A 12,029-nucleotide genomic window follows, 5' to 3' on the forward strand; every position below is an offset into this window, starting at 1 on the left:
AGAGAGAGAAAGCTGGCCGCTGAGCTGTGCGCCCAGTTCGCGGGCGTACTGCGGGCACGGTGAACCGCATCGGTGCGGTGGCCGATCAGTCGGTGTGTTCGGTGGACATCAGTAGTGGGGGCACCATGTAGCCGGTCTCAGCGGGGTTTCCGGGGAGGGGGACCCAGCTGAGACCGGTCATCCGGGGGCAGTCGCAGGTGAGCTCGGCATCCACTCCCAGGCAGGGTTCACCGGGTGCTACGTCCATGCGGTAACAGGCGGTCCATCCTGACGGATACGGCACGTCGTATACGTACTGCACTGCCACGCCGACCAGGCCAGTCTCTTCAGCCACCTCGCGGGCCACCGCGTCCTCCGGTGACTCGCCAGGCTCGATGCCGCCTCCCGGCAGAGTCCAGTACTCCTGGCCGTCGTGGCGACCCGAGGGGCCCTTGCCTCGCTCACGCACCATCAGGACGTGTCGGTCCCGAATGATCACCGCTGCCACCCGCCGCCTGCTTGTCACAGGGCCATCATGACGGTGCTGCACCGCTCCCGAAGCTGCTTCGCACCTCGCAGAGATTGAGCGAAGCGGGGGAGCCGGGGAGAACGTGATGGCTGCCAGAGAGCGATGACATTCGCTTGCCGGACCGGAGCCGCTTCCCGCCTGGCGGCCACCTGAGGAGAAAGTTCGGCCGCTGCTCCCGTCTGGCGGGACGTACGACTGTCCGGCCTTTTCTTGCAGGTCGGGGCCGTGTGGCGTGGTCTCCATGATGGATATCGCGATCATTCGAGCCGGTCAGATGTACCGCTACTACCTGCGCCAGGTCGTCGTCGGCGACGGCCGCCGCCCGGCCCGCACGCCGCTGCGCGAGGCTCAGGAGGAGGCCGGTGTCCCGGCCGGGCGATGGATGGGCCACGGCCTGGCCGCGCTCGGGCTGAGCGCGGGTGAGGAAGTCACCGAGGCGCAGCTGCGGAACCTGTTCGGCGAGCGGGGCCGGCACCCGTACGCGGACCGGATCGAGGCCGAAGAGCTCGCCGCGGGGCAGTCCCCGAAGCAGGCGTTCAAGGCCGGCGCTCTCGGGCGCCGGGTGACGGTTACCGGATTCGATCTCGTGTTCCGGCCGCAGCCGACGATCTACCTGCTGTGGGCGCTGGGTGATGAGGAAACCCGGCAGGTGATCGAGGCCGCGCACGAGCGGGCGATCGAGCGGGTCCTGGAGTGGATTGAGGACGAGTCGGCGGTGATCCGGTACGGCAAGGACGGCATCTACAAGGTCCGGCCGCCCGGCGGTCTGGTCGCCGCCCGCTTCCGCCACTACGAGGCACGCTCCGGAATGCCGCTGCTTCACGACCATGTGCTGCTGTCGGCGAAGGGGCAGCGCCTGGACGGGAAGTGGGGATCGATCCACTCGGAGGTCGTTCTCGAGAACACGGTCGCCGCGTCAGCGCTCTACAACGAGATCGTGGCTGCTGAGGTCTGTGAGGAGTTGGGCCTGGCGACCGAGCCGCGCGTCGTCACCGCCGGGCGACGCCCGGTCATGGACATCGCCGGTGTGCCCCATGAGCTGATCCGCTGGACCGCCAGCCGCGGGGAGCAGATCGCCGCCTGCCTGGCGGACCTGGAGCACGAGTACGTCACCGCCGTCGACGATGAGGGCGAGCTGAAGTACCTGCCCGCGGTCTCCGAACGGGCCCGGGTGGAACTGATGCGGATCGCCGCCCACAAGACCCGGCCGCCCAAGCAGAAGAAAGCCCGCTCTCTCGCGCAGCTGCGCGCTGATTGGAAGCAGAGCGCGATCGACACCTCGAAGGTGGCCGCCGGCGTCATCAACTCGCTCCTCGAGCGCGCCCGCGCCGCAGCCGCCCGGATCCGGGCCCGGGTCGCCGCCGTGGTCGACGTCGCCCTGGCGGCCGTCGACGTCGCCGCGGTGGTGTTCGTGATGAACGGCGGCGGCCGGTTTCACCGCCGGCACCTGCTCGCCGAATCCCGCCGCCACCTCGCTCTGGTCCTGCGCGGCCGCAGCCGCGACCCCGGCCTGGACGAGGACATCGTGCGCGCCGCCATCTCCACGTACTGCGTGGACATCAGCGAGCCGAAGTCCACCCGCGGCCTGCTGGCGGACTACCGGCTCTACACCGCCCGGTGGGCGCTGTCCGATCTCGTAACCGCCCGGCGCCCGCCTGCCGCTGTCCCCGACCCGGACCGACTGCCGCCGCCGGGCACACCGGCCTCGTTGTCCTTGGCCACTCCCCGGCCACCGGGTCAGGCGGTGGGGGAGCGGGAGATACCCCGTGTCCCGCTGAGCTACGACCGTGCCGTTCTCGCCGGTGCGGCCGTACGGGAGAAGCTGCGCGCCTCCGTCGTGCGGGGCCCGGCGTACGACATCGCCGCGCACCAACAGGCGGCGATGCCCGAGCAACTGCTCGCGCCCGAGGCCGTCGACCCCAAGGACGACGACCAGGAGCCGGACGCCGGGCCCCGGGAGGCGATCGACCTGACGGCGCTGCGGGCCTTGAGGGAGTCCCGCACGGACGTGGAAGCCCTCGATCTCACTGCCGAGCGGTTGCGCCACCTCCAGGACACGTTCACCAAGGCGGCCGACGACTCCCGCACCCGTGCGACCCGCTACACCGAACAGGACGACGTCGATGCGGTACGCCCGGTACGCGAGGACGACCAGCAGGCGCACCGCCGGCCGGAGCCCGGACCGCGGGGCCGGGAGGTCGGCCACTGAACGCACTTTGATGTCGCGCACCCGGGCGGTGGTGCGCACCGACCATGCCCGGCGTCCACTCCACCCAGTGGAGCCCACTGAGTGGAGTGGCCGACACCGAGGGGGCGATGCCGGCCACTCCACCCGGTGCGCACACGTCGCGTTTCCCCTTGACCTCAGCTCAGGTCAAGGGGAAACGCGGCGCCCACTCCACCGCACCAGTGCGCCTCGTGCGCGTGGCTACGGGCGCGCGGTCAGGGACTGCACGGTGCGGGCCCACTCCAGGTGTTCGTCGCGCACGGTCTCCAAGGTGGCGGCGGTGTCTCCGTGGTCGTCGGGGTCGGGGATGACGTTTTCGACGAAGCGGATGATGCTGCGGGCGGTGCCCAGCACGGCCGTAGCGGGGGAGTCACGCGTCCAGTCCCGAAGGGCAGACAGCAAGATGCACCCGACCTCGTCCAGGGCGAAGGAGTCCGCGTGCGGCTCCCCGTCGCCCAGGACCCCCGTGACGGGGAAGACGATGTTCTCGGCGAGCCGCAGCAACAGGAAGGCCAGCTCTGGAGTGGCCGACGAGCGGCCGGAGGCGTAGTTCCCGCCGCCCATCTGCAGAGCGAGGAGGTAGTCGAAAGCGAGGTCGACTTCCTCCGCGGTGAGCGGGGTACGGGACGGGATCAGGTACGGCATGGAGGTCTCCTCAACTGGGTGGTCGCCGCGCGGATCGCGACGACTCCCAACAGCCTCGGACGATCGCCCTGTGGACAGTGGCCAGAGATTTCTCCCCCACCCCGCGAGATCGGACGAACGAGACTACAAGGGGCAAACCTGGCCCCCTTGTCCACCTGCCGACTCGGATGGCGAACCCGGCCGCCGACCCCTTGTCCAGGTCGGCCGCACTGCCGCGAGCACCACGTTTCTCCTTGACCACCCCGGCTACCGGCCGCCGTGAGACAGCGGACAAGGGGTCCCCCTGCACGCTGCTCCTTCGGACCGGACGCCCCGGCCGGGGCAGCGAAGGAGAGAAGACGATGACGACCACCCACTCAAGGGCCGGGGACAGGCAGGCCACAAGCCGGCCAAGCCCAGAAGGCCAGCTCGTGGCGGGCAAGCCGCGGCAGGCTCCTGCGGGCCCCACTGCGGAGGGCCCTTGGGAACCCCCTTTGGTGCCCGACCCCCCGAGGCGAGGGAAAACCCCTGCTCAGACCATGAATCGGCGCGAATTCCGCACCGTCACAACCCTCTTCTCTCCTCTTATGTCTGCAGTGGAGGAGATCATCGGGTCCCGGGGGGCCCGCACGCCCTCCCAGACCGGGCGCGGTCGGCACTCAGCCGGCAGCCGACCGCGAGTGACGAAGGAGCAGAGCTGATGGCGGGGAAGCGGAAGAACAACCCGGCGGGGTCGACGAACAACTACCGCGGCGACGTGCTGCGCGTGCTCGGAGCGCTGAAGGTGGCCACAGCCGATCAGATCCAGCGGATCGGCGCACCGCACCTGACCCACCGGCACGCCGACAAGGAGACCCCGTCGAAACGGAAGCAGGCCCGCACCGCCTCGCACACCGGCGCGCTCTCCGACATGCGCAAGCACGGCCTGTCCGAGAACGGCGGCTCCACCGAAACGGGGGAGACGTTGCGGAACCTAACCCTCAAGGGCCTGGAAGCCGCCTCCTACGAGATGCAGCGCCCGATAACGGAGATGGGCTCCACCGCACGCGGCGCGGGCTCCTCCGGCGCCTCCCACCCCATGTCCGTCAACGAGACCGTCATCGCGCTGCTGCGCCCGAAGCCGAACATGGCCCGGCTCGCCGATGACCTGCCCGAGGTCCGGGCCGCCGCCCAGGTCGACGTCGACACACCGGCCGGAGTCGGCACGATCGCCTCGTACTGGACCGAGGTCCCGTTGCCCGCCACCGGCACCTGGAACGCACCCGGCAAGGGCGGCGCCCAGGCCGACGTCGTCCTCACCGCTCCGCAGGACGGGGTGCCGCTGCTGTTCATCGAGGTCGACAACTGCCACGAGACCCCAGAGGAGCTCGCCGCCAAGCTGGAGAAGTACGCCCGGTTCTTCCGGCGGAAGGTGAAGGACACCGACGGCAAGGAGCGCCCGATGTGGCGCACCCGCTGGACGGTTCCCGAGGGCCGGTACGGCGATGTGCCGCATCCCCCCGTGCTGCTGGTGTTCAACCGGATCGGCGAGCGCAACCCCAACCGCACCGTCCCGCGCTTGATGGAGCTCACCCGGCACCTGTGGCAGGGAGAGCGGCAGCGCGATCACCATCTCTACGACGGACGGATCCCGATCATCGCGACCGGGCTGAAGAACCTCAGCGAGCACGGCCCGACCGGCCCGGTCTTCCTCCGCTTCGGCCGCGACCACATGCAGCCCCTGCGGGAGGCGATCGGCAACCCCCGCCGCGAGGCCGCCGACACCCGCGCCCGGGAAGAGACCGCGCGCGCTCAGAAGGAGCACCAGGCGAAGGTGCAGCGCGCGGCGCAGGAGCAGGCCGCGAAGAAGGCAGCCGAGCGTGAGGCGCGCCGTCCGGTGTGCGCCGACTGCGGGGCGAAGTTCACCGACGAACGGTGGGAAGCGGCACAGGCGACGGACTGGGGCACCCCGAAGGACTCCCACCCGCAGCTGTGCGACGGCTGCAAGCAGAAGGCCGGCGCCGTCGTCAGCCCAGCGGCTGATACCCAGGAGCGCCAGGAGCCGGTACACGGCGAGGCAGGGCCGGACGACTTCTGGAACAACCCCCAGCGCCCCGTCTGCACCGAATGCCGTGCCGCGTTTACTGACGAACGATGGAAGGCGACCGCGCGCGTCGGCTGGAACCATTCCCCAGCGAAGCGCCCGTCTCTGTGCGGGGACTGCGACCGGCGGTTCGAGTCCGACTTGGAGCAAACCTGGGGTGTGGATCACCGGCAGGAGCAGCGCGACCAGGAGCAGGACCAGGCCGTGCCCAAGCAGAAGGCCACCGGCTGGTTCTCCCGCCTGCGTGGCTGAGCCGGGCAAGCCGCTGGCGGGCGCGGGCAAGCCCAAGGACACCCTGGGCAAGCCTCGCCGTCGGCGGCGGCGGCGAGACGATGGGTACACGTACCGGGCCCCGGCTGTCGGCGGTGGCTGCAAGGCTGGTGCGCATGGACAGGGATGAGGAGTTGCTGCGCGGCCGGGTCTACGGCACCGACCACGACCACCCGGGGCCGCTGCCTCACCGCGACTATGCCGAACTGGTCGGCGGTCCGCTGGACGGCCTGCTGCTCGACATCACCGGCTGGACAGCGGACGAGATCCAGACCGGCGTCGCGCTGATGACCGAGCTCGGGCAGTTCGGCGCCGGCGGCCGCGCTCTGTACGACCCGCGTTCCGGCGAGCGGAACCGCTGGGACTGGTCCGGCGACACACCCTGACCACATCACCGGCCGGTGGGGTGTAGCGCAGACCTGTGTGGTGCCGCGAGGATGGGCGGAACACAGGCAGAGGCGGGGGCGCAGATGGAAAGTTTCTTTGAGCGGGTGGGGCGTATCTGGCCGGTGGGTCGCCGTGACCTGCACTGGCACATCCTGCCGACCCCAGATGAAGCTGGCGTGCTGGCCACGTCGTATCAGGGACTCGCCACGAAGGGGCTGCAGAGCGTGCCGCCGGAGTGGATGCACTGCACGCTGATGCACGCCGTCGGCCTGGACCGCTCCGACATCGACCTGGACGCGCTCCTCAAGGACGTTGCGAGCTTCGCGCAGAAGGTACGACCCTTCAACCTCACGTTCGACCGGCCCGCCGTGGGCAACTTCGCTGTGGAGATCAGCGGATGGCCCGGACGGCCGTTCACACAGCTCGTGGACGGCCTGACCGAGGCGATGGCCCGCACCGGCGGAGCCTTCACGGCCGCGCCGAGCCGCTTCCCCCATCTGTCCGTGGCCTACGCCTCGGACGGTGCTGAGGGTGTCGACACCGTCAGCCTCAAGGCGGCGTTGGCGGACATTGAGCAGCCGCTGTCCGCAACCGTGGTTGCCGACAGACTGCACCTCGTTGAGCAGTGGCACGACGGCGCGCACATCATGTGGAAACCCGTCGCGACGGTGCCTCTCGCGGGGGTGACCGGATGACCGGCTTTCCTGGTCCGCGGCCGATGCACGGCGACGAGGTGCGGCTCACCACCAACACGGCCTCGGTGACGTTCACCGGGGATGTCATCTCGCAGGGTGTCCTGCGCGATGGCAGGGGGTTCGTTGAGCTCACCCTGCCCGACGTCGACCCGCAGCAGCGGCGGGAGGTTGAGTGGGCCAAGCGATTTCAGTACGAGCTGTACCGCAGTGGTGCATTGCTCTACTCCTCTCCGTCTCTGACGCTCAGCGAGACCCGGCGGACAAGCGAGGGCTTCCTCGTGATTGCCGGATCCCCCTGAAGGATGCGGCGCAACGCTGCCGCTCCCTGGCACCGCATATAGCGACCACGACCTGGTCGTGTTCCTCGAGGGCGCCAACGGCGTCGACCCCGATGCTGTCCTGGACAAGTGCGTAATCCCTGCGACAAATCTGCCCCGGATCAGACACGCTTGATTCATGGCAGCATTTCTTTACGGCCGGTTGGTAACGGATCACGAGTACGTACAGCGAGTCAGGCAGCAGCGCCCCAGCGCCCTGCTGCCCGTGATTGCCGCTGCCTCAGCGCGCTGGAATCACGGCACTTGGTGGAATAGTCCCTTTCGCAAGTACACGCCGTGGGCACTGGCTGATGTCGCTCGCGTCAGTCTCGGCTATGGGAACGAGCACCGCGGGGACGGCACCTGCACCGAGAAGGACCTGCTGAGCATGCTCGCGGCCTACGCATCGCTGACTGATCTTATGATCCGTGACAACGGCAGCGCCGAGTCTGTCTCCAGCTGGTTTCTCCGCGTCTCTGGTGAACAGTTCAGCTTTCAGGAATTCGGCTTCAGCGATCTGGCCCGCACAGCCGCGCTGTTCGATCAGACGTCTCCTGCCCGCACACCCGCGTGCCTTGTCGACGGATGGGATGAAGAACTCCTTGGATGCTCCCTATCCGACTACGTCGGTGTCACCCAGCTCCTGCAGGTGTCAGCGCTACGAAACGAAGGGCGCTTCGATCCGGCCTGGCTAAACCAGCCCCAGATGGAGAAGGTCTGCTCTGTCATCCCCGACGGCACCATCCGAGAGGTCACCGAGCGTCACTTTGTCACCGACCAGGAAGCCTTCAGAGCCGAGAACGAGGCGCGCCGGCTGAGCCGAGACCCTCACCTACGCCGCTTCGAGTACAACCCACTGCGAGGCCGCCCGTTCTTGTCCGGCTTTGGCCGGGGCTACCTTGCCCCCTCATCCCACCTGATCGCTCCTAAGGGCAGCCCGCTCGGCCTGTACTACATGGGCGTAAACCACTTCGGAGATGTCTTCGCCCAGGAACTCGGTGATCTGTTCGAGCAGTACATAGGCCGCCAGCTTCGCCAGCTCCCCAACGCTGAAGTGCACTCCGAGATCATCTATCGGGACGAGCGACGCAGCGTCGACTGGATCGTCGTCTTCGACGACTTGGTCTTGCTCGTCGAAGTGAAGTCGACGCGCCCCACTCAACAGCTGCGTCTTGGCGTGTTGGACCGAACAAACGCGGCCCTACGCCAGATCAAGCACGCATACAAGCAGGTAGAGACCACCGCAGCGCTGATCGCTAGCAAGGACCCGAACTTCAGCCACATACCCGCAAACCGGCCTGTACAGGGTCTGGTAGTGACCATGGAGCCCTTCCACACCGCCAACGCGCCTTTTCAGAAGGAAATGCGGCCAGACACGGACACTCCCATCACCGTCTGCAGCGCCGCGGAACTCGAGAACCTTGTGACCCTGCAGGACCTGTCGGCGAGCCAGCTCCTCATCGGACGACTGGCAGACCCCCGGGAGTCGACGTACTCCCTCGATACTGCTTTCAGAGGCAAGAACCTCGCCCGCAACGCGATCTTGGATGCTGGCTGGGACAGCTATCCGTGGAAGCGACACGCTGATCTGGGCAGAGGCACTGCTGCAGGTTCGCGTGTTGTGTAAAGGGGTGAGTGCAGGGACCCGCCTGTACCGACGGTTCCCTGCACTCACCTGGCTTCGGCGCCGGCACCTGAAACGCTGCCCACCGACTACGACCACCGCATCCCAACCCGGGACAGCTGCTCCATCCGCTCCGGGGACAGCGTCGCGGCCCTGCTCCGCTGGTTGCTGACCCATGCCCCCAGACGGAACTGGAGTTCCCAGCCGTCCTCGGAGAGCACGGTCTCGACATGCTTGCGGGGCACTTGGAGGTGGCCCTCGCGCTCGAAGAACTGCCGGGCGGCCGCGAGGTTGGCAGTCCACTTGTCGGCCTGCGTACGGCGCGGCTTCGGCTTCTCCTCCTTGGTCGCGGGCGTGATCCCGAGGACCTGCTCGCACATCCACTGCTGCACGCCACTCAGCTGGTCCCAGCCGAGCCGCACGGACATCACCCACCGACCAAGGTCCTCGCCCTGGCGCAGAACTTCGCCCGCCTCGGTGGGCAGCGTCCCGCCCGCGTCCAGGTGCATCCGGACCAGGTGGAAGGAGCGCTGCCAGGTCACCGGCCAGCTCGGGCACCAGGACGCGTCGATCTCCTCCAGCTGCTCACGCCGCTCGTCCGACAGCGCCCCGGCCGGCGACTCCACCGGCAGCCCCTCCGTACGCCGCTGCTCGTTCTCCTGCGCCTTCCGGGCGGCGGCCCGCGCGTTCTTCAGGAAGATGCCTACCTTCGCGCCCTGGAAGGTGGCGTCCAGCGGGGCCAGGAGGTGCCCGTGTTCGGCCGCCCACCCGCGCGCGGCGGACAGGCCCTCCTCCCACGCGACGTCGAAGTGAGACCAGATCATGCCGAGCTTCTCCAACTGGACGATGCGGTCCTCGTCCATGTCGCCGCGGGCGTAGAAGCGGCGGGCGTCGGCGGTCCACTGCCCGAGCGGGAACCCGGCGAGCGAGGCCGGCCACCCGGTGGCTTCGGCCTCCTGGTCGTCGACGGCGGGCACCCGGAACGTGAACGGCACGCGGAGGTCACCGTGCTCGCGGGCGTAGATGACGGCGGCCTCCACGCCGCGCCGCCAGTGCTCGTGCTCGGGGTTGAGGACGCGCAGGTTGATGAACGCGGCGAGGGCGGCCGGGTCGCGGGGCGTGGAGAACTTCAGCAGGGCCTTGGCGGGGGCGCTGACGCCTCCGGAGCCCTCGCCGCTCCCGCCCGTGCTTTTCCCGCTGTCGTCCTTGCTGACGGGCTTGTAGCGGCTCGGGGCCTGCTGCTCCGCGAGGCTTTCCACGATCCGCGCGTCGTGCGCCCGCAGGGCCTCCAAGAGCTTGGCGAGCCCGCCAAAGGCCCTGGAGGTGAGCATGTTGTCCGCTGTCTCGCCCGGCCCGAGCAGCACCGGCACCACGAGGGAAGCCACCTTGCCCTCGCCGGGCTGCATCCGCAGCGCCCGGCCCACGGCCTGGACCAGGTCGGGCATCGAGCCGCGTACGTCCGCCCAGTACACGGAGTCACAGTTTTTGGTGTCTACGCCCTCGCCCAACACCTTCACCGAGCACAGGAAGCACTTCTCCACCACGGTGCCGTCCGTGGCGATCCTGGCCGCGAACTCTCCCAGCAGTCGGCGCCGGTGGAGCGGCTTGTGGTCGCCGCACAGCCAGTCCGCCCAGATCGTCTTCGGGTACAGCTCCGGGTCACTGGCGTGCAGCTGCGCGGCGACGTCCGGGAGGCCGGCCGCGAACGCTTCGGCCTCCTTCACCATGTGGTGGAAGACCAGTGTGCGGCGGAAGCCCTCCTCCGAGGACGCCTTCACCAGAGCGGTCTGCAGGGCGGCGAGCCGCGCCCCGCGGATCTCTGCGGACCGGCCTTCGGCGCCCAGGAGCTGCGCGGCCTGGAGGGCGGTGTCGGTGACGTCGACGCATACGACCTGGTAGGGGGCACAGATTCCCCGGTCGATGGCGTCCGAGAGCGTCAGGGTGAAGCAGCGGCTGCCGAAGGGCCCGTCTGGGTTGTCGTCCATGCTCGCGACCAGCTCGCCCGGTGCGCCGGCCTCGTCCTCGTCCCCGAGCTGCCACAGCCGTGGCGTGGCCGTCATGTACAGACGGCGCAGGGACGGGATCTTCTGGTTGTCGTGGACGACCGCCCACGGCTTCCCGATCCGGCCCGAAACGCGGTGGGCCTCGTCCACGACGATCAGGTCCCAAGCCGCGAGGCCCCCGGCGTGCGCCCGCTCCAGCGTGCCCAGCCCGAGGCTGGCGTACGTGGCGTACATGGTGACCTTCTCCAAGCCCCGCGTCCACTCCACCAGCTCGTCCACGTCCGTGGTGTTGGGGAAGGACACCTCCTCACCCCGCAGCGAGGACACCCCGATCATCGGCCCCCGGCGGCCCCCCTCGCGCCACGCGGACTCGGTCTGGGCGAGCAGGTCCAGCGAGGGCACGAGCACCAGCACACGGCCCGCGTGGAGCTCCTCCGCGCTGCGGACCGCCACCCGGGTCTTCCCCGACCCGGTCGCCATGATCACCTGCGTTCGAAGCCCCCGTTCGGGCACAAGTGATCTTGCAGGCAATTCGAGGGCACGCACGACCGCGTCAATGGCTTCTCGCTGGGCTGCCTCGCGCTGGTCAACGCGGTCTGTGCTCGACATATCGCCTGCCTTCTCCTGGGGTGCCGCCCGGTCGATTCGAGCGGTGGGAAACGGGAAACCTGCACGTAGAAGAGCCTTTAGGGCTACGGTTGGACGGATGTGATCGGCCCGGTGCTCTACCTCACCAGAGCACCGGCAAGGCCGGGGGATGGATCTCGATATCGCTCCGGAGGGGTCTGGGGTGGTGTGCTCTGAGTCCATAGCTTATCTCGACTCCAAAAATGAAGCACACAGAATCCCAAGATTCCCTCTAACGTGACTGAAATCTGCTAATCTTGCCTTATCGAAAGCGAATCAAGGGCCTTGACGCCCCCTCAGTCCCCACCCCTCCGAAGGGTGGCCGGCCCCCCGCGCCCCGTCATTCGCCCCGACTACCCGTCACCCACGCCCCCCTTGCTGCTGCTTGTGGCGTGAGCCTCGTGGGTGGGCCGCGCGGAGCGTGGCACGCCTTGCCCGAACGGGGAGTTGGGGTGCGCCCTGAGTGGCTGGAGCGCAGCGGAGGCCACGGGTCGGCCGGAGGCCGGCCCCGGGTCGCGGAGCGGCCCGCCTGCCCTGCGGTTGGCGGTGGGCGCGGAGCGCGTGCCACCTGGTGGTGAGCGCAGCGAGCCGCCTCCGCTCACGCGGAGCGGGAGCGGCCGGGGAGCGAAGCGACCCGGCTCGCTGTGACGGGCGCAGCCCGGAG

Annotated in this window: 9 protein-coding genes; 6 read left to right on the forward strand and 3 right to left on the reverse strand. The window is 69.0% G+C overall.

Translation table 11 applies throughout. From position 1 onward, the window contains the following. Window positions 1-85: 85 nt before the first annotated feature. Window positions 86-487 carry an NUDIX hydrolase gene (locus RLT58_RS35990; RefSeq protein WP_311314939.1) on the reverse strand — a complete coding sequence of 134 codons (402 nt, stop codon included), beginning with the start codon at window positions 485-487 and terminating at the stop codon, window positions 86-88. A gap of 262 nt (window positions 488-749) precedes the next feature. On the opposite strand from RLT58_RS35990, the gene mobF reads away from it, so the two are divergent. After that, entirely contained in the window at window positions 750-2,717 is a 1,968-nt protein-coding gene (gene mobF, locus RLT58_RS35995; RefSeq protein WP_311314940.1) for a MobF family relaxase, read from the forward strand. Window positions 2,718-2,936: 219 nt separating this feature from the next. Here mobF and RLT58_RS36000 read toward each other — a convergent pair whose 3' ends face one another. Next, complete coding sequence (locus RLT58_RS36000) at window positions 2,937-3,380, reverse strand: hypothetical protein (protein ID WP_311314941.1); 444 nt, start codon at window positions 3,378-3,380, stop codon at window positions 2,937-2,939. 679 nt (window positions 3,381-4,059) lie between these two features. Here RLT58_RS36000 and RLT58_RS36005 point away from each other — a divergent pair. The 5 genes from RLT58_RS36005 to RLT58_RS36025 all read left to right on the forward strand — a co-directional run bounded on the left by RLT58_RS36005 (window position 4,060) and on the right by RLT58_RS36025 (window position 8,738). Beyond that, window positions 4,060-5,694 (forward strand): replication-relaxation family protein, encoded by a 1,635-nt coding sequence (locus RLT58_RS36005; protein WP_311314942.1) that lies wholly within the window; start codon window positions 4,060-4,062, stop codon window positions 5,692-5,694. 134 nt (window positions 5,695-5,828) lie between these two features. After that, window positions 5,829-6,098 carry a hypothetical protein gene (locus RLT58_RS36010; RefSeq protein WP_311314943.1) on the forward strand — a complete coding sequence of 90 codons (270 nt, stop codon included), beginning with the start codon at window positions 5,829-5,831 and terminating at the stop codon, window positions 6,096-6,098. A 51-nt stretch (window positions 6,099-6,149) separates the two neighbouring features. Then, a complete protein-coding gene (locus RLT58_RS36015) occupies window positions 6,150-6,794 on the forward strand; it encodes a 2'-5' RNA ligase family protein (protein ID WP_311314944.1) in 645 nt (214 codons plus the stop codon). Next, a complete protein-coding gene (locus RLT58_RS36020) occupies window positions 6,791-7,093 on the forward strand; it encodes a hypothetical protein (protein ID WP_311314945.1) in 303 nt (100 codons plus the stop codon). The genes RLT58_RS36015 and RLT58_RS36020 overlap by 4 nt, the downstream gene beginning before the upstream one ends. A gap of 157 nt (window positions 7,094-7,250) precedes the next feature. Next, the gene (locus RLT58_RS36025; RefSeq protein ID WP_311314946.1) at window positions 7,251-8,738 is read left to right on the forward strand and encodes a hypothetical protein; all 1,488 of its coding nucleotides are present in this window, start codon (window positions 7,251-7,253) and stop codon (window positions 8,736-8,738) included. Window positions 8,739-8,824: 86 nt separating this feature from the next. On the opposite strand, the gene RLT58_RS36030 is transcribed toward RLT58_RS36025, so the two are convergent. After that, complete coding sequence (locus RLT58_RS36030) at window positions 8,825-11,347, reverse strand: DEAD/DEAH box helicase (protein WP_311314947.1); 2,523 nt, start codon at window positions 11,345-11,347, stop codon at window positions 8,825-8,827. Window positions 11,348-12,029 lie beyond the last annotated feature (682 nt).

Source organism: Streptomyces sp. ITFR-16 (genome assembly GCF_031844705.1).
GTDB lineage: Bacteria > Actinomycetota > Actinomycetes > Streptomycetales > Streptomycetaceae > Streptomyces.